The sequence below is a fragment of the Variovorax sp. GrIS 2.14 genome, from assembly GCF_046115955.1.
Lineage (GTDB): Bacteria > Pseudomonadota > Gammaproteobacteria > Burkholderiales > Burkholderiaceae_C > Variovorax.
Genome location: NZ_JBJXIA010000001.1, coordinates 339,817 through 358,050, shown reverse-complemented (window position 1 = coordinate 358,050; position 18,234 = coordinate 339,817). Strand labels below are relative to the sequence as shown.

Annotated in this window: 8 protein-coding genes and 1 pseudogene; 5 read left to right on the top strand and 4 right to left on the bottom strand. The window is 65.7% G+C overall.

The window, feature by feature from the left end; genetic code table 11:
• Nucleotides 1-54 precede the first annotated feature (54 nt).
• The 4 genes from bcsA to RCH10_RS01670 are packed head-to-tail and all read left to right on the top strand — an operon-like array spanning nucleotide 55 to nucleotide 9,162.
• Nucleotides 55-2,241, top strand: a complete 2,187-nt coding sequence (gene bcsA, locus RCH10_RS01685) for a UDP-forming cellulose synthase catalytic subunit (protein ID WP_409051001.1) — start codon at nucleotides 55-57, stop codon at nucleotides 2,239-2,241.
• The gene (bcsB, locus tag RCH10_RS01680) at nucleotides 2,241-4,559 is read left to right on the top strand and encodes a cellulose biosynthesis cyclic di-GMP-binding regulatory protein BcsB (RefSeq protein ID WP_409051000.1); all 2,319 of its coding nucleotides are present in this window, start codon (nucleotides 2,241-2,243) and stop codon (nucleotides 4,557-4,559) included. Before bcsA ends, bcsB begins: the two co-directional genes overlap by 1 nt.
• A complete protein-coding gene (gene bcsZ / locus RCH10_RS01675; RefSeq protein ID WP_409050999.1) occupies nucleotides 4,556-5,734 on the top strand; it encodes a cellulose synthase complex periplasmic endoglucanase BcsZ in 1,179 nt (392 codons plus the stop codon). Before bcsB ends, bcsZ begins: the two co-directional genes overlap by 4 nt.
• Nucleotides 5,710-9,162, top strand: a complete 3,453-nt coding sequence (locus tag RCH10_RS01670; RefSeq protein WP_409050998.1) for a cellulose synthase subunit BcsC-related outer membrane protein — start codon at nucleotides 5,710-5,712, stop codon at nucleotides 9,160-9,162. Before bcsZ ends, RCH10_RS01670 begins: the two co-directional genes overlap by 25 nt.
• A gap of 9 nt (nucleotides 9,163-9,171) precedes the next feature.
• On the opposite strand, the gene RCH10_RS01665 is transcribed toward RCH10_RS01670, so the two are convergent.
• Nucleotides 9,172-10,878, bottom strand: coding sequence for a putative bifunctional diguanylate cyclase/phosphodiesterase (locus RCH10_RS01665; protein WP_409050997.1), 1,707 nt, complete (start codon nucleotides 10,876-10,878; stop codon nucleotides 9,172-9,174).
• A gap of 79 nt (nucleotides 10,879-10,957) precedes the next feature.
• On the bottom strand, nucleotides 10,958-13,633 hold the full coding sequence (mdeB, locus tag RCH10_RS01660; protein WP_409050996.1) for an alpha-ketoglutarate dehydrogenase: 2,676 nt from the start codon (nucleotides 13,631-13,633) through the stop codon (nucleotides 10,958-10,960).
• Between the two features lie 122 nt (nucleotides 13,634-13,755).
• Here mdeB and RCH10_RS01655 point away from each other — a divergent pair, with 122 nt between their 5' ends.
• Nucleotides 13,756-16,176 (top strand): PhoX family protein, encoded by a 2,421-nt coding sequence (locus RCH10_RS01655; protein ID WP_409050995.1) that lies wholly within the window; start codon nucleotides 13,756-13,758, stop codon nucleotides 16,174-16,176.
• A 164-nt stretch (nucleotides 16,177-16,340) separates the two neighbouring features.
• On the opposite strand, the gene RCH10_RS01650 is transcribed toward RCH10_RS01655, so the two are convergent.
• The gene (locus tag RCH10_RS01650) at nucleotides 16,341-17,654 is read right to left on the bottom strand and encodes a purine-cytosine permease family protein (protein WP_409050994.1); all 1,314 of its coding nucleotides are present in this window, start codon (nucleotides 17,652-17,654) and stop codon (nucleotides 16,341-16,343) included.
• A 399-nt stretch (nucleotides 17,655-18,053) separates the two neighbouring features.
• A pseudogene (locus RCH10_RS01645) lies at nucleotides 18,054-18,224 on the bottom strand (IS5/IS1182 family transposase); the annotation flags it as partial.
• Between the last annotated feature and the right edge of the window lie 10 nt (nucleotides 18,225-18,234).

The following is an 18,234-nucleotide window of genomic DNA, read 5'->3' as shown; positions in this document are numbered from 1 at the left end:
AACGATCGGCAAGTACTGCCTTGCCTCGCCTACCCACGGAACCCCACGTCCTCAATGACACAAGAAACCGCGCTGCCGCCCGGGCCGCCACCGGCCGAGTCGCTGCTGCTCGACCATCCGGTGATGCGCGTCGTCGCTTGGGTCGCCACCTTCGCGCTACTGCCCGCCGTCATCATCACGCCGCTGACGCTGCACCAGCAGCTCACGCTGTCGGTTGTCATTTTGATCACCGGTCTCGTCGTCAACCGCTTTGCCGGACGCTTCGCCAGCCTGGTGCTGATCTTTCTTTCGGTGGTGGCATCGTCGCGCTACATGTACTGGCGCGTGACCGAGACGATGACCATGGACAGCGCGCTCCAGATCGTGCTCGGCGCGGGTCTGTTGATGGCGGAGGTCTACGCCTTCATCGTGCTGCTGCTCGGCTATGTCCAGACCGCTTGGCCGCTCGGCCGCAAGCCCGTACCCATGCCGGCCGACCCGGCAGTCTGGCCGACCATCGACGTCTTCATCCCGACCTACAACGAGCCACTGTCGGTGGTGCGCCCGACGGTGCTTGCCGCGCAGGCGATCGACTGGCCGCGCGACAAGATCAACATTTTTGTGCTGGACGACGGGCGGCGCGAAGAGTTCCGCGTGTTCTGCGAGGCGGTCGGCGTCGCGCACGTCACCCGCACCGACAACAAGCACGCCAAGGCCGGCAACATCAACGCCGCGCTGAAGAACACCAGCGGTGAGTTCGTCGCCATCTTCGACTGCGACCACATCCCGACGCGGTCGTTCATGCAGATCGCATTGGGCTGGTTCGGCCGCGAGCCCAAGCTCGGCATGGTGCAGTTGCCGCACTACTTCTTCTCGCCCGATCCGTTCGAGAAGAACCTCGACACCTTCGGCACAGTGCCGAACGAAGGCGAGTTGTTCTACGGCCTAATCCAGGACGGTAACGACCTCTGGAACGCCACCTTCTTTTGCGGCTCGTGCGCCGTGCTGCGGCGGACCATCTGCGAAGAGGTCGGCGGTATCGCCACCGAGACGGTGACCGAAGACGCGCACACCGCGCTCAAGATCCATCGGCTCGGCTACAGCACCGCGTACCTCGCGCTGCCGCAAGCGGCGGGCCTGGCGACCGAAAGCCTGTCGGGCCATGTCGGGCAACGCATTCGCTGGGCGCGCGGCATGACCCAGATCTTTCGCATCGACAACCCGCTGTTCGGCAAGGGCCTGAGCTGGGCGCAGCGCCTTTGCTACCTCAACGCGATGCTGCACTTCCTGTACGGCCTGCCGCGCAGCATTTACCTCACAGCGCCACTGGCTTACCTGTTCTTCGGCGCGAGCGTGATCCACGCCTCGGCCTCGATGATCTTCGCCTACGCGCTGCCGCACGTGTTCCACGCCAACTTCACCAACAGCAGGGTGCAGGGGCGGTTCAGGTATCTGTTCTGGAACGAGGTGTACGAGGCGGTACTGGCCTGGTACATCTTCAGGCCGACGCTGGTCGCGCTCATCAATCCCAAGCTTGGAAGCTTTAACGTGACGGCCAAGGGCGGCCTGATCCAGAAGCAATATTTCGACGCCGAGATCGCGCGCGCGAGCATGCTGCTGATGGCGATCAACTTCGTCGGCGTCGTCGTCGGCTTGTGGCGCCTCACCTTCGTGGATGCCGACAACATCGCGACGGTGTGGCTCAACCTGGCGTGGACCGTCTACAACCTGATGATCCTCGGCGCCTGCGTGGCGGCCGCCAACGAGTCGCGCCAGGTGCGCAGCGCGCATCGCGTCGCGCTCGAAGTGCCGGCCACGCTGTACTTTGCCGACGGCCGTTCGATGCGCTGCACCACCTCCGATTTTTCGACCGGCGGCCTCGCCCTCGACCTGCCGACCGAGGTGCTGGCCGAGGATGCGACGCCGTTCGAAGTCGCGCTCTATCGCGGCAGCACCGAGTACCGCTTCCCGGCCGTCGTTCGCTTCAACAGCGGCAAGCGGATGGGCCTGCGCTTCGACGCCATGAGCTTCGCGCAGGAGCGCGCGCTGGTGCAGTGCACCACCGCCCGCGCCGACATCTGGGTCGCGCGCTGGGGCAACCATCCGCGCATGGCGGCTCACCGCGTCATGGCACGCATCGCGCACATCAGCGCCATCGGATTCAAAGACATGTTCGCTCACTATCTTCATGCCGCAGCCGGCAAGTTCCACGCGCCGGCGCCCGCCACGGCCGCCCTGCGCGACGCCAAGGATCCGATCTGATGCGCGCCGCTCTCGTTGCCCGTTCCGGCGTCGTGTGCGGCGTCGTCGCGCTGCTCGTTTTGGCGACTGCACCGGTCGACATCGCATGGGCGCAAGCCCGGCCTGCGGCGAGCGCCGTGCCGGCATTGCCCGCGGCTGTTCCAGCCGCCAGCGGCGACCCCCGCACGCTCAACCTCACACAGCTCGGGCTCAACTACGCCATCAAGCTGCGTAGCGTCAGCGGGACTGTCGGCATTCCGTTCAGCGTGCGTGCCGACGAGCTCGTCACCGCTGCTTCTCTGCGGCTCAACTACGCCTTCTCGCCGTCGCTCATTCCCGCGCTGTCGCACCTCAAGGTGAGCGTGAACGATGTCGAGGTGACGACCTTGCCGTATGGCGCGGCCGAGGCAGGCAAACCGCAGACCGTCGACATCCCGATCGACCGCCGCCTCATCGCGGACTTCAACCGCATCAACATCGAGCTGGTCGCGCACTACACGAACGAATGCGAAGACCCCGACCACAGCAGCCTGTGGGCCACCGTCGACGCGTCGAGCGCGCTGACGCTCAACGTGACGCCGCTCAAGGTCACGAGCGACCTCGCGACGCTGCCGCAGCCCTTCTTCGACCGGCGCGACGTGCGGCGCGCGAGCATTCCGTTCGTCTTCGCCGGAGCGTCGGCCTCTGCAGCGTCGACCACCGCTGCGCTGAGTGCGGCCGGCATCGTGTCGTCGTGGCTCGGCGGGCTTGCCGGCTATCGCGGCGCGACCTTTCCGGTGACGACCGGAGAGTTGCCCACTGCGGCGCACGCAGTCGTCTTTGCCACGCCGGAGAGCAGCATCGCAGGCCTCATCCTGCCAGCGATCAAAGGACCGACGCTGACCGTGGTCGACCATCCACGCGACCCGGCCTTCAAGCTGTTGCTGGTGATGGGCCGCAACGCTGCCGAGCTGACCACCGCTGCATCGGCGCTGGCACTCAACAGCCGCGCGTTCACCGGCGCGACCTCGACCATCGCCGACCTGCAGTTGCCCGCGCCGCGCAAGCCGCACGATGCGCCGCGATGGATTTCAAGTGACCGCCCTGTCATGCTCGGCGAGCTGGCACCAGGGCCCGTTTTTTCCGTGTCGGGCTACACGCCGGATGTGGTCAAGGTCGATCTGCTGATCCCGCCAGACCTCTTCACCTGGCGCAGCCGCGGCATCCCGCTCGACCTGCAATACCGCTACACGCCCCGCGTGCGGCCCGACCAATCGACGCTGAACCTGAGCGTCAACGACACCTTCATCGGATCGTTGCCGCTGCGTGCGGCCAACATGGCGAGCGATGCCTGGTGGAACGTGTTCGCGCTGAAGTTGCTGCCCGATGGTTCGGCCCTGCACAGCACCCAGCTGCATCTGCCGCCGCTCGCCATGGGCTCGCGCAGCCAGCTCCGGATGCACTACTACTTCGAGCAGCCGAGGACCACCTGCACACCCGTACTGGACAACGTGCGCGGCGGCATCGACCCGACCTCGACCATCGACGTATCGAGCTTTCCGCACTACATCGCGATGCCCGAACTGGCCGCTTACGCAAATGGCGGCTTCCCGTTTTCGCGGATGGCCGACCTGGCCGAAACCGCGGTCGTGATGCCCGATCGCGCGGAGCGGGGCGACATCGAAACCTACCTCGCGCTGATGGGCCACATCGGCGACGTGACCGGCTACCCGGCCCTGCGCGTCACGGTCGGCTCGGCTTCCAACGTCGATCAGTGGGCCGACAAGGATCTGCTGGTGCTCGGCAACCTGAAGAACCAGCCGCTCTTCACCCGATGGGCCGCACAGATGCCGTTGCGGCGCGACCTTGCCGCAGCTGCAGGCCAGGGCGCCGAGCAGTTCCACATCGGTACCTGGTTCGAAGACACGCTGAATTTGATCCAGGGCTCGCGTCAACGCGAAGACCTGCCCACCAGCACCACGCAGATGTCGGTGTTCGAAGAGCGCACCGATGCCGTGCTGGCGGGCTTTCAGTCGCCGCTTCGTGCCGGCCGCAGCGTGGTCGCGGTGGTGGCCAACGAAGCCTCGCAACCAGCGCTCGTCAACGCGCTGCTGACGCCCGATCTGCTGCAACGCATCCAGGGCAGCATGTCGATCGTGCGGTCGGCGCAGGTGAGCAGCCTGCTGAGCGGCGAGACCTACTACGTGGGCACGCTACCGCCGTTCACCTGGCTGCAATGGAACCTGTCGCGCAGCCCGTTGCTGCTGGCAGGGCTGGTCGTGCTCGTCGCGCTGCTGGGTGCCGGCGTCTCTTTCGCCAGTCTGCAATTGCTGGCCCGCAAGCGCTTGCGTCGCCAATGAATCCATTTGTTTCCTCCATCGCAGACCGGCGTCGCTGGCTGGCCGGCCTGGCGCTGTCACCGCTTGCTGCGAGCCTTGCCGCATGGCCTGCCTGGGCGCGCGCTGGCGCCGGCGACTGCATCACGTCGTCCGACTGGTCGCGCTTTGCCGCACGCCACATCCAGGCCGATGGCCGCGTGATCGACTTCGACACGCCGCAACAGCAGTCGACCTCCGAGAGCCAGTCGTACGGCCTGTTCTTTTCGCTGGTACACAACGACCGCGACACCTACGCCCGCGTGCTGACATGGACCGACACCAACCTGGCCGGCGGCAGTCTTGCCACGCGCTTGCCGGCCTGGCAATGGGGACGCCAGCCAGACGGCAAAAGCTGGGGCGTGCTCGACAGCAATCCGGCTTCCGACGCTGACCTGTGGCTCGCCTATTCCCTGCTCGAAGCGGGCCGCCTGTGGAACCTGCCGCGCTATCGCTCGCTCGGCCGTGCCGTGCTGCAAATGGTCGCGCGCGACGAAGTCACGACACTCGACGGACTCGGCCGCATGCTCTTGCCTTGGCCGCAGTCAGTGGCCAAGGGCCCGACCTGGCGGCTCAATCCCAGCTACATGCCCCTGCAGTTGCTGCGCTACTTTCAGCAGGAGTCGCCGCGAGGGCCGTGGGGCGAGATCGCCGACAACACGCTGCGCATGGTCGGTGCCGTCACGCCGCAAGGCTTCGCGCCCGACTGGTGTGCCTGGTCGAGCGACGACAAGGGCTTCGTCGCCGACCCCGACAAGGGTCCGGTCGGCAGCTACGACGCGATTCGCGTGTACCTTTGGGCCGGCATGCTGGATGCCGAAGACCCGGCCCGCACTTCGCTCCACAAGCACCTCTACGGCCCGCGGCACGCCATCGAGCAAGGCAAGCCGATGCCCGAGTACGTCGACACGGCGACAGGCGTCGGCCGCGGCATCGGCCCGACCGGCTACAGCGCAGCGCTGTTGCCGTACCTCAAGGCGCAAGGCGCCCCCGTGCCTTCTTTGCCGCCGCTGTCCCCGACGCACAAGCCGCTCCCGTACTACGAACGCGTGCTGATCCTCTTCGGCCAGGGCTGGCTCGAGGGCCGCTTCGCCTTCGGCAAGACCGGCGAGCTGCAAACCCATTGGAAGTCTCCATGTCCTTCCGCACGACCGACATGAACACCCCCCTCCATGCGCCCTTCGCTTTGTCGCCGACCTCGGTGCGGCAACGCGCTCCGGCACGGCAATGGATCGTCCGGCTCGGCTTGCTCGGTGCCTTGTGCGCAGGGGCCGGCACCGGTGCTTCGGTTTTCGCGCAGAGCGACGCGCGCTCGGCCCTGATCGAGCAAGGCAACTACTGGCAGAGCCTCGGTCGCGCCGAGCTCGCGGAAGAGAGCTGGACGAAGCTGCTGCGCGTCGATCCGAAGTCGGCCGATGCGATGTACGGCATGGCGCAGGTCGAGCTCACCCGCGGCAATGCCGAAGCCGCACGCGGCTGGATCACACAACTGCAAACCGCGCACCCGACCGATGCGCGTGTGGCGCGTCTGCAGCAGCAGGCTCGGCGGCCCGGTGCACCGGCCAGCGACCTGCAGCGTGCCCGCGCCGCCGCGCAGGCCGGCCACGCGGTTGAAGCCGTGCAGCTCTATCGCGCGCTGTTCGACAACCGGCCACCCCCGACACCACTGGCGCTGGAGTTCTACGAGGTGCTGGGCGGTACGCAGCAGGGCTACGACGAGGCCCGCAAGGGCGTCGCGCAGCTGATCAAAGACCAGCCGAGCAACCTCAACGCAAGGCTCGCATCGGCGCAGCTCGACACCTACCGCGAGCCGAGCCGGCGTGACGGCATCAAGCAACTGGCAGACCTATCCAAGCAACCCAGCGTGGCGGCGCGCGCCAGGGCAAGTTGGCGGCAGGCGTTGCTCTGGCTCGACGCTGGTGCGGGCGACGCCCCGCTCTATCAGGACTACCTCGCGGTTCAGCCCGACGCGGCCGTTTCGGCGCGGCTCGGCACGCTCACGGCAGAACGCAAGGCATCGACCGCTTCGCCGGCCGCACAAGCGCTCGGCGAAGGCTTCAAGGCACTGGACCGCGGCGACAACGCCCTGGCGCAGCAGCGCTTTCGGCAAGCGTTGCACGCGCAACCCGGTGATCTCGACGCACTCGGCGGGCTCGGTTTGATCCGTCTCAGGCAGAAGCGATTTGCCGAAGCCGAGCCGTTGCTGCGACAGGCATCGAAGGCACCGAACGGCGGCAAATGGGCATCGGCCTTGCGCAGCGCCAGCTACTGGACGCTGATCGGCCAAGCCACCGCGGCGCGCGAAAATAACAGCACGACCGCCGCGCGCGCGCTGCTGGAGCGCGCTGTGAAGCTCGATGCACGCGAGCCCGTCGGGCAAAAAGCGCTGGCCGATCTGCGCCTTGCCGCGGGCCCGTCCGGCGAAGCCGGGCAAGACACCCGCGTGCGCGTCGAACAGGCGCGCGCGCAAGCCCGCGCCCAAGTCGAAGCGGGCGACAACGCCGGTGCGCAACGCACGCTCGAAGACGCGAGGCTCACCGCGCCCGACAGCCCGTGGGTGCGACTCGACCTCGCCAGCATCTATCGGCGCGACGGCCTCATGACACAGGCGCGCGACCTGATGGACGGCCTCTTGCTGTCACAACCGGACATGCCGGATGCGTTGTATGCCAGCGCCTTGTTCGCATCCGATTCAGGCGACCCGGCGTCCGGCCTGCAGTACCTCGATCGCATCCCCGCCAACGCCCGCACGCTCGACATGTCGGCGCTGCAGAACCGCCTGTGGGCGCAGGGCCAGGCACAGCGTGCGCAAGCGCTTGCAATGCAGGGCCAGGTGGCAGCGGCACGCGAGGTGCTGGCACAGGCCGAAGCCGCGCTGGGCGCCAACATGACGGCTGCGCAACGCAGCGATTTCGACAGCTTGCGCGTCGCTTTCACGCTGCGCCAGACCGATGCGCTGCGCGAAGCCGGCAACCTCGAAGCCGCCCACGACGCGATCGCGCCACTGGTGGCCGAGCGACCGAACGACCCGCAGGTGATGGCGGCGCGTGCGCGCCTGTACTCGGCCGCGCACGACGAACGTCAGGCGCTGGCGCTGTACCAGCGCATCCTGCAGCGCAGCCCGACCGATGTCGACACGCTCATCGCGGCGGCCGGCAGCGCGAGCGCATTGCGCGACCACAACGAAGCCGAGCGCTACATCGCCGCTGCGCTGCAACAGGCACCCGACGAATCGCGCGTCCTGGCTGCGGCCGGCCGCAACTATCGCAACGCCGGAGACAACGCGCTGGCCGAGCAGTACTTGCGCGCTGCCGTGGTCGCAGGCATGCCGTTGCCCGGCACGCCTGCGACCGATCCGGTGCTGGCCGAGTTGCAAGCGCTCGAAGCCGAACGCCGTCCGACCCTGAGCGTCGGCACCAGCTTTCGCACACGCGCCGGCGAGGCCGGCATGAGCAGGCTGTCGGACAGGGAGATCCCTATCGAGGCGCGCATCCCGGTCGGCAACGGCAAGATCGTGATCGGTGCGACGCCGACGTTTCTCGATGCCGGCACGCTGTCGCCGGCGTTCGGCACGGCCAGTCGCTTCGGCGCCGGGCCGGCCGCCGCGCTCGCGCAACTGCAGGGCACCGCACCGGCCGTCGGCTCGCAGACCGCCAGCGGCGTCGGATTGAGCTTGGGCTACGAAGGCAAGAACCTGAGCGCCAGCATCGGCACCACGCCGCTCGGCTTTCCTGAGACCAATGTCATCGGCAACGTCAGCTACGCCAGCCAGCTCAGCGACAACGTGTCGCTGAAAGGCGAGCTGTCGCGCCGCGCGGTGACCGACAGCCTGCTGTCTTTCGCAGGCGCCAAAGACGCGCGCACCGGAGCGAAGTTCGGCGGCGTGGTCGCGACCGGTGGCCGGCTCGACCTGACGCGCGACAACGGCACCTACGGCTTCTACGGCTACGGCTCGTACCACGCGCTGACCGGCACCAACGTGCAGAACAACAATCGCGCCGAACTGGGCGGCGGCATCTACGTGCACCTGATGAAGAGCGCCACGTCGAGCCTCACCGCGGGCATCAACATCGACCTGCTGCACTACGACAAGAACCTGAGCTACTACACCTTCGGGCAGGGCGGCTACTTCAGTCCGCAGCGCTACATGAGCGTCGCGTTTCCAATCGACTGGACCGGCCAGGACGACCGTCTGTCGTGGCGGCTCAACGCATCGTTGGGCGTGCAGTCGTTCACCCAGAACGATTCGCCGTACTTCCCGACCGACCCCACACGCCAGTCGGACGCCGCCCGCGCGACCGCGGTCGCCACGGCGCTCGGCGTCAACAGCGCGCCGTTCACCGGCGCGCACCTGGGCTCTAGCAAGACCGGCCTCGCCTACAACCTGGCCGGCCTGCTCGAATACCAGTTGGCACCGCAGGTCTACCTGGGTGGTTTGCTGAGCTTCAACAATGCGCAGAACTACCGCCAGGTCACCGGCGGCATCTACCTGCGCTACGTGTTCGGCGGTTCGTCGGAGGCAGGCCGGTCGCGCAACGGCGGCGCCACGCTGCGTCCGCTCAGCTCCCCTTACACGCCGCTGCTTTGAAGCGTTGCTTCAAGCCGCCGGCGCCGCGTGTCCCCAAGGCGGCGCGCGCTCGAACTCCGCGATCCACTCCGGAATCTGCGGCGCGAACATCGGCCGGGCGATGCCGTAGCCCTGGCCGAGCGTGCAGCCGAGCGCCATCAGCGCATCGCCGTGCGCGACCGACTCGACGCCCTCGGCGATGGTCTTGCGACCCAGGCCGTGCGCCATCACCAGGATGCCTTCGACGATGGCCCGGTCTTCTGCGTCCTCGACCATGCCGCGCACGAAAGACTGGTCGAGCTTGAGCGCCGCCACCGGCAACTGGCGCAAGTAAGTGAGCGATGAATAGCCGGTGCCGAAGTCGTCCAGCGTGACCGGCACACCGAGCATCTTGCAGGCCAGGATGAAGTCGGCCACCGCACCGAAGTCCTTGATGGCCGTCGTCTCCAGGATCTCCAGTTCGAGCACGCCGGGCTGCAGTTGCGGATAGCGCGCCAGGTGCCGCGTCAGCCGCTCGATGAAGTCGGGCCGCAGCAAATGGCGCGGGCTGATGTTGACGCTCACCGACGTGCGCAAACCGCCATCGAGCCACGCTGCCGCCTGCCGCATCGACTCGCCGATGACCCAGTCGCCGAGCAGCTCGACCAGTTCGTGGTCTTCGATGAGCGGCACGAAAGCGACCGGCTGCAGCAGCCCGTATTGCGGATGTTGCCAGCGCACCAGCGCCTCCATGCCGATGACCTTGCCGTGCGCCATGTCGACCTTGGGCTGGTACGCGAGCACGAACTCGCTCTGCTCCAGGCCGTTCCGGATGCGCTGGCGAATCTGCTGCTCCTGGTGCTGCTCGAGCGCGCGCGACGCATCGAAATACTGCACCTGACTGCCACCACCGCGCTTGGCGAAGAAGAGCGCATAACGCGCGTGCTGCAGCAGCACTTCGGTCGGCTCCTCGCCATAGCGCATCAACGCCACGCCGACGCTGACGCGAATGCGCGTGGTGCGTTCCTGCAGCCGGAACGGGTGGGCCAGTCGGGCCAGCACCTGCTCGATCAAATCGTCGCATTGCGTCTGGCTGGTGAACGACATCACCAGCGCGAACTCGTCGCCGCCGACGCGGGCCACGGTGGCATCGTGCGGCACCGCGGCCTTGAGCCGGCGCGCCACTTCGCGCAACACGGCATCGCCACCGACCGGGCCGAAGCCGTCGTTGACGTTGCGGAACTGGTCGAGGTCGAGATAGCAGATCGCCAGCAGCCGCTCGGGGTCGCCGTCGTGCATGTGCGGCGCGCGCTGCAGTTCTTCGAGGGTTGGAATGCGGTTGGGCAGCCGGGTGAGTGCGTCGTGTCGCGACAGCATGTCGAGCCGCTCGGCGCGCGCGCCGCTCGCCTTCAGACCGAAGCTCCACAGAATGGACTGGTCATCCATGCGCTCCGCACGCATGGCAACACGCAGCCCCTCGCCGTGCAGCGCGCGTAAGACGACGTTGTCGCGCTCGACCACGCCCAGCGCCGGCACCGCGACGTCGCTCAGGGCTTCGGTGTTGAATGCGGTTTTTGCGCCGAGCGTGGGGCCACCCCCGACTCCCGCTTCAACGGCCACCGGTTCGAACACCTCGGTCAACGGCAGATCGGTCAGCGAGCCCGGCGCGTAGCCCAGCATGTGGTGCGCGTCCACGTCGGCCCAGAGGATCTGCCCATCGCGAATCTTGAGGTGGCCGACGAGCGTGCGGGTGAACATGGCGGCAATTGTTCACCAAAGTACGCCCGCCGGGGCGCAGGAATCGCATCGAGCGCACAAAACAGCGTTAGGCGACGACTCAGCGCATCGCGTGCCGCGCAGCCCGAACGATGCTGGCCGCATCGACACCGAAGAAGTCGCGGAGGGCCGCACGCGTGTCGCTGCGGCCGAAGCCGTCAGTGCCGAGCGTGAGGTAGCGGCGGCCTTCGGGCAGGTAGGCGCGCACGCTTTCAGGCACGGCACGGACATAGTCGGTCGCGGCGACGACGGGGCCGTTGCCCCGGCCGAGTCGCTGGGCGATGAAGGGCATTGAGGCGGCATCGCCACGCAACGCCGCCGCCTCGCACGCGCCGCCATCGCGCGCGACCTCGCTCCAGCTGGTAACGCTGAACACATCGACCGCGATGCCCTCGCTCGCCAGTTGCTGCGCGGCCTTGATGACTTCCGTGAGGATTGCGCCGGAGCCCAATAGCGTGACGTCCGCGACTCCCTTCGCTTCACCGTACCGTCCGAACCGATAGCACCCGCGCAACACATCCGCATGCACTTGCGCCGGCAGGCTCGGCTGCGCGTAGTTCTCGTTCATCAAGGTCACGTAGTAGAAAACGTCCTTCTGCTCGACCAGCATCTCGCGCATGCCCGCATCGACGATCACCGCCATCTCGCCGGCGAAGGCCGGGTCGTAGGCCTTGCAGTTGGGAATGGTCGCGGCGATCAGGTGGCTGGTGCCATCCTGGTGCTGCAGCCCTTCGCCGCCGAGGGTGGTGCGGCCCGATGTGGCGCCCAACAGGAAGCCGCGCGAGCGCTGGTCGGCGGCTGCCCAGATCTGGTCGCCGACGCGCTGGAAGCCAAACATCGAGTAGTAGATGTAGAACGGCAGCATCGCCAGCCCGTGCACGCTGTAGCTCGTCGCTGCCGCCGTCCAGCTGGCGATGGCGCCGGCCTCGCTGATGCCTTCTTCCAGGATCTGCCCATCGGTGGCTTCGCGGTAGCTCAGGATGGTGTCGATGTCTTCCGGCGCATAGCGCTGGCCCACGCTCGAATAGATGCCGACCTGCTTGAACAGGTTGGCCATGCCGAAGGTGCGCGCCTCGTCGGCCACGATGGGCACCACGCGCGGGCCCAATGCCTTGTCTTTCATCAGCGCGCCGAGCATGCGGACGAACGCCATGGTGGTGCTCATGTCCTTGCCGTCGGCTTCGAGCGCGAACTTGGCGTAGGCATCGATGGCTGGCACGGGCACGATGTCGCACTCGGTTTCGCGTCGCGGCATCGCGCCACCGAGCGCTTCGCGATGCGCCTTCAGGTAGCGCATCTCGGTGCTGTCGTCGGCCGGCTTATAGAAAGACAGCGAGGTCGCCTGCTCGTCCGAGAGCGGCAGGTTGAAGCGATTACGAAAGCCGATGAGGTCGGCACTCTCGAACTTCTTGTGCGAGTGCGTGGTCATCTTGCCTTGCCCCGCACCCATGCCGTAGCCCTTCTTGGTGTGGGCCAGGATGACGGTCGGCTGCCCGACGTGTGCAGCCGCTGCGGCGTAGGCGGCGTGGATCTTCACGAAGTCGTGGCCGCCGCGCTTGAGGCGATCGATCTGTTCGTCGGTCATGCCTTGCGCCAGGCGCTTCAACTCTTCGTTCTGGCCAAAGAAGGTGTCGCGGTTGAAGCGGCCGTCCTTTGCGGCGAAGGTCTGCATCTGACCGTCGACCGTGTTGGCGAAGGCGCGGGCCAGCGCGCCGGTGGTGTCGCGCGCGAAGAGGCCGTCCCAGTCGCTGCCCCAGATCAGCTTGACGACGTTCCAGCCTGCCCCGGCGAAGAGCTTTTCGAGCTCGTCGATGATGCGGCCGTTGCCGCGCACCGGGCCGTCCAGGCGCTGCAGGTTGCAGTTGACGACCCACACCAGGTTGTCGAGCTTCTCGCGCGCGGCCAGGGTCAATGCGCTCATGGATTCGGGCTCGTCCATCTCGCCGTCGCCGAACACGCCCCACACGCGTCGCTCTGCGACGTGTTTTCCGTTTTCATTGCGGGCGCTGCAGTCGAGCAGCTGCCGATCAGTGAGGTAGCGCATGAAGCGTGCGTGGTAGATCGAGCTGATCGGGCCGATGCCCATCGAGCCGGTCGGAAACTGCCAGAAGTCGGGCATCAGGTAGGGATGCGGGTAGCTGCTCAGGCCGCGTGCGCCCTTGCCCTGGGTGAAGGCGGGGGCGGTCAGCTCCTGGCGGTAGTGCGTGAGATCGTCTTCGCTCAGTCGGCCTTCGAGAAAGGCCCTTGCGTAGACACCCGGTGCGCTGTGCGGCTGGAAGAACACCAGATCACCACGATGGCCCTCGTTCTTGGCATGAAAGAAGTGGTTGAAGCCCATCTCGAACAGATCGGCCGCGCTGGCGTAGCTGGCGATGTGGCCGCCGAGTTCGCCGTAGGAATGGTTGGCGCGCACCACCATCGCCAGCGCGTTCCAGCGCATGAGGGAGGCCAGGCGTTCTTCGATCGCGAGGTCGCCGGGGAAGGCCGGTTGCGCATCGACGGCGATGGTGTTGACGTACGGCGTGCACAGCTCGGGTTGCCAGCCGATGCGTTGGGCGCGGGCCTGCTCGGCAAGAGCGTCGAGGATCTGCTTTGCGCGCTCCGGGCCGCTGGCTTCGACCAGCGCGGCGAAGGCGTCGCGCCACTCGGCTGTTTCCTGCGGGTCAGGATCCCCTGTAGACGCTCCCGTGGGCGCGCCAGCGAGGACACTGAGTTGAAGCGTGGACAAGGCGTTCATTCGTTGGTTCCGATTCGGTGTGCTTCGACAGTATCGCCACTGCCGCGCATTGCCACGAAACCGTCACATCGCGTGGATATGGTCAGGCTCCCGTCAGCCAGCAACAAAAGCCATAGCCCGCCATGAACGATAGAACGCTTCCGACTTCTCTTGTCAATCCGTACGCCGACCCCGACGACTTCGACAACAACCCGAGCGCCAACACAGCGCTCGGTGACGTCATCGCCACACGCATGCATCGGCGGCATCTGCTGCGCGGCGGCGTCGGCGCACTCGCTGCCGCGACGCTCGGCCCGCTGGCACTGAGTGCCTGCGGCGGTGGCGGCAGCAGCGGCGGCTTCCCGATCATTTCGCCGGCGCCCGCTCCCGCACCGGTGCCCGCACCGCCGCCCCCTGCACCGGCACCCGCGCCAGCCGCTGGTCCAGCGCTGGGCTTCACGGCAGTGAGCAAGAGTCTGGCCGACAGCATCGTCGTGCCGCTCGGCTACACCGCGACCGTGATCTACGCGACCGGCGACTCGATCGACCCGGCCGTCAGCGACTACAAGAACGACGGCACCGACGACAACTTCGGCCGACGCAGCGGCGACCAGCACGACGGCATGCACTTCTTCGGCCTGACCGGCGACGGCAAGCCGACGCTGACCAACAGCGACCGCGGCCTGATGTGCATCAACCACGAAGCCATCAACGGCACGGTGGCCTTCATGCACCCGAACGGCCAGACCAATGCCGGCGCTACTGCCGGTGCACGGCCCGAAGCCGAAGCGCTGAAAGAAGTCGAGGCGCACGGCGCATCGGTGGTCGAATTGGCCCGCAGCGGCGGCAAGCTGGCAACCGTCAACACATCGACCTTCAACCGCCGCATCACGCCGCGCACGCCGATGACATTCGGCGGTCCGGCCAAAGGCTCGGCCTTGCTGAAGACGCTGTACTCACCCGCCGGCACGACCACGCGCGGGATGATCGGCAACTGCGCCAGCGGGTACACGCCGTGGGGCACGTACCTCACTTGCGAAGAGAACTTCGCCGGCTTCTTCACCCGTGGCGCGGCCGACGATGCGCAACGCACGCCCAAGGAACTCACGGCCTTCCTGCGCATCGGGCTGAAACAGAACGTGACGGGCGGCCAGCGCTGGTCGACCGTGGTCGCGGCCGACCCGGCAAGCACCGAATACCAACGCTGGAACGCCAGCAAAACCGGCGCATCGACCGACGGTACGGACGACTTCCGCAACACGCACAACACCTTTGGCTGGGTCGTCGAAATCGATCCGTACGACCTGTCGTCCACACCCGTCAAGCACACCGGGCTCGGCCGCTTCGCGCACGAAGGTGCATGGCCGAGCAACCCGGTTGTCGGCAAGCCGCTGGCCTTCTACATGGGCGACGATTCGCGCAGCGAGTACGTCTACAAGTACGTCTCGAAAGCCACCTGGATCGCGGCCGATGCGAACCCGAGCGACCGCCTCGCGACCGGCGCCAAGTACCTGGACGACGGCACGCTCTACGCAGCCAAGTTCAACGCCGACGGCAGCGGCACCTGGCTCAAGCTCGACCTGACCAACGCGGCGATTGCGGGCAACACGGCCTACGCTTTCGCCGACCTGGCCGACGTGCTGGTCAACGCGCGTCTGGCTGCCGATGCGGCCGGCGCCACCAAGTGCGATCGCCCCGAATGGACGGCGGTGAATCCGCTCAATGGAGAGATCTACATCACCATGACGGAGAACCCGGACCGTGGCAACGTCGGCTCCACCAGCAGCAACAACGTGCCCAACCCCGACGTGGATCCGGCCTTTCCGCGCTACTGGCTCGACAACAAGGCCATCACCACGCAAAACGCTGCGGTGCAGGCCAACAAGGGCGACGTCAACGGCCAGGTCATGCGCATCCGCGAAACCGGCAACGACGCATCGGCCACCACCTTCAATTGGGACATCTACCTGTTCGGCAGCCAGGCCAAGGCCGATGCAGGGCTGGACGATGTCAACTACCAGAAGAACGTGAACCTGTCGGGGCTCTCCGACTTCAACGATCTCTCCAAGCCCGACGGCTGCTGGTTCTCGCGCGCCAGCGGCATCCTGTGGATCGAGACCGACGACAACGCCTACTACGACGTCACCAACTGCATGCTGCTGGCAGCCATTCCAGGCACGTACGGCGACGGCGGAAAGATCGAGGTGGTGAACCAGCCCAACGGCAAGCCGGGCACCGCCGGCACCGCACCGGTGACCGTCACGACCTATGCCGGCAAGAAGATGACCGACACGATCTTCAAGCGCTTCTTGACGGCGCCGAAGGGATCGGAAGTGACTGGCCTGGCCGAGTCGCCGGACGGCAAGGCGCTGTTCATCAACATCCAGCATCCGGGCGAGAACACCGCCGCCGCGAACATCGGTGACCCGACCAAGTACGAGAGCCATTGGCCAGGCACCGGCGCCGGCATCGCGCTGCCTTATGGTCCCGGTGGTGCCGTAGCGCGACCGCGTTCAGCGACGGTGATGATCACGAAGAACGACGGCGGGGTCATCGGGTTGTAGACGTTGAGAGTGCCGCCGACATCGACATCGACGACGATGCCGAGGGCTTGAGGGCACCGCTCCGGCCTGTGACCCGGTGCCGGTCGTGTCGCACATCGTCACCGATGGCGGAAACGAACCTGGACACAGGTTGCCCGGTCATGGTCAGCCCCGCGTGCCGGGAACTACGGCTTCAACGAACCCAACTCGACAGATGGCTGACGTGCGGGCCCGGTATTCAACGCGAAATAGCACGCGCCGCCGGCAATAAAGGCGCAGATGGCGGTCGACATCTGAGGGGCAAAAGTTTCCACTGCAAAGGCGACAAGTGAACCGACGATCCAGGCAATGAATGCGCGCGGCCTCCAATTGGCTTCGATGGTTGCACCGGGCCGAATGAAATACAGATCCGCAAGCACGATCGCTCCGATCGGGGGCACCAGAATGCCGAGTACCGAGAGCCATGGAATAAACAGCGCCCACACATTGGCTGCTGCAATAAAGATACCAACGACCGCCAGACCCACGGCAAACAAACGCATCCGCCCACCACCGATGCGTGACCAGCCAACCGCTGAGTTATAGAGACAGTGCGCGCAGACCGAGCCTAGATTGCAGAAAAGAAAAACGAACGCAAGCACAGACAGCCATGGTTTGTTTTGCCCGATTAAATAGCCGAACATATTGTCCAGTCCAAAAGGTTGCGGGTCAGGCAGCGCCAGCGCAGCCGTCATTACGCCACCGACAAGCATGGCCAGCAAATTGGCAAACGGAAAAGCACAGAAGGTCGCAATCAGGGAAGACTTCGTATTGGTGGCCCAACGATTGAAATCGGCCGTCACGGTTCCGGCATCGACGAACAGCGTGATCACGATGGTCAGCGCCACGCCGAACGACATCGACATTTCAGGCTTGGTGCCCGCATAGGCTAGAACCTTGGCCCAACCTGCAATGGAGGCCGAATCCAGAGCGACCCAGCCGCCGAGCACGACGAAAAGAGGCACCGACACCAGGCCGATCCAGTGCAGCCCTTTGATGCCGACATAGGTGATTCCCAGGTACAGCGCTCCCGCAAGCACCGTCATTGTCAGATAGTCCAGTTTGAAAGCGGTATGAATCAGGTTGCCGGTAATGCCGGTCTGAACCGCGTACCAGCCGAGCAGCAGTGTGGAAAGCAGGCCAGAGGCCAGCACGTAGCCCTTCTTGCCGAACACCGCGCTGGCGATCAACGCAAAGTTATGACCGCGCGTTGTGCCGAGCACGCCATTGGCCCCGACATAGGCGAACATCAGCGCATTGCCGATCACCATGGCCCACAGCGCCGATTTGAAACCCATCCCTGCCACCATGATCGACCCGGTCATGGCCCCGGTAATGATCATCGGGAATCCGAGCCAGACCATCGAGATGGAGAACGTACTGCGCCGCGCTTTTGCCGGGACCGCCTCGTGCTCGTACTCATTGCTGAGCACTTCCTGTACAGAGTCAAGTTCAGACATAAAACCTTCGCGCAGTTAATTTGTCTTTAAATACTAGGTGAAAAGCGTCCTTTTGTGTGATTTAAATCATAACTATCAATGCACCAATTACGCACCGAAAACAAGAATTGTTATACGCTAAAACACGTATTGCTTTTTAAATCTTCACCAGCACGGTGCATCACTAATTCACTCTGTCATTTATTTTTTAATAATCAGAAATTGACCATGCCACCGTAGCGCGTTGCTGAAATACTCCCCACTCGAAGCAATCCCAATTGCGCGGCAGGCATGTTTTCTTGCTGTTGTGTGTCGCATCCCGAGCGCCTCAGCTCTACGGTCGAATCTTGAGAGTCTGAACGCGCCACTCGACGCGTCTTTTGCCCTTCACGCCACCTGCGGACCGACCTGCCACAACCAGCGCATGCGCCCCACCGGCTTGACCCAGCCGGATCCCTGCCCGAGGAGCTTTTTCTTCGGCTGCGAGACCTCATTGCCCGCGCTGCGGGCAATGAGGTCGGGCACCGCCAAGCGTCGATTGGATGTGTGCTGCGCCACGTGCGGCGTGACGCGCATCTCCAAACATGCATCGAACGTGACT

What these genes read in the sequence shown, in the direction of transcription:
- bcsA (WP_409051001.1), top strand. Translation starts at nt 55, where the DNA reads ATGACACAAGAAACCGCGCTGCCGCCCGGGCCGCCACCGGCCGAGTCG.
- bcsB (WP_409051000.1), top strand. Translation starts at nt 2,241, where the DNA reads ATGCGCGCCGCTCTCGTTGCCCGTTCCGGCGTCGTGTGCGGCGTCGTC.
- bcsZ (WP_409050999.1), top strand. Translation starts at nt 4,556, where the DNA reads ATGAATCCATTTGTTTCCTCCATCGCAGACCGGCGTCGCTGGCTGGCC.
- RCH10_RS01670 (WP_409050998.1), top strand. Translation starts at nt 5,710, where the DNA reads ATGTCCTTCCGCACGACCGACATGAACACCCCCCTCCATGCGCCCTTC.
- RCH10_RS01665 (WP_409050997.1), bottom strand. Translation starts at nt 10,878, where the DNA reads ATGTTCACCCGCACGCTCGTCGGCCACCTCAAGATTCGCGATGGGCAG.
- mdeB (WP_409050996.1), bottom strand. Translation starts at nt 13,633, where the DNA reads ATGAACGCCTTGTCCACGCTTCAACTCAGTGTCCTCGCTGGCGCGCCC.
- RCH10_RS01655 (WP_409050995.1), top strand. Translation starts at nt 13,756, where the DNA reads ATGAACGATAGAACGCTTCCGACTTCTCTTGTCAATCCGTACGCCGAC.
- RCH10_RS01650 (WP_409050994.1), bottom strand. Translation starts at nt 17,654, where the DNA reads ATGTCTGAACTTGACTCTGTACAGGAAGTGCTCAGCAATGAGTACGAG.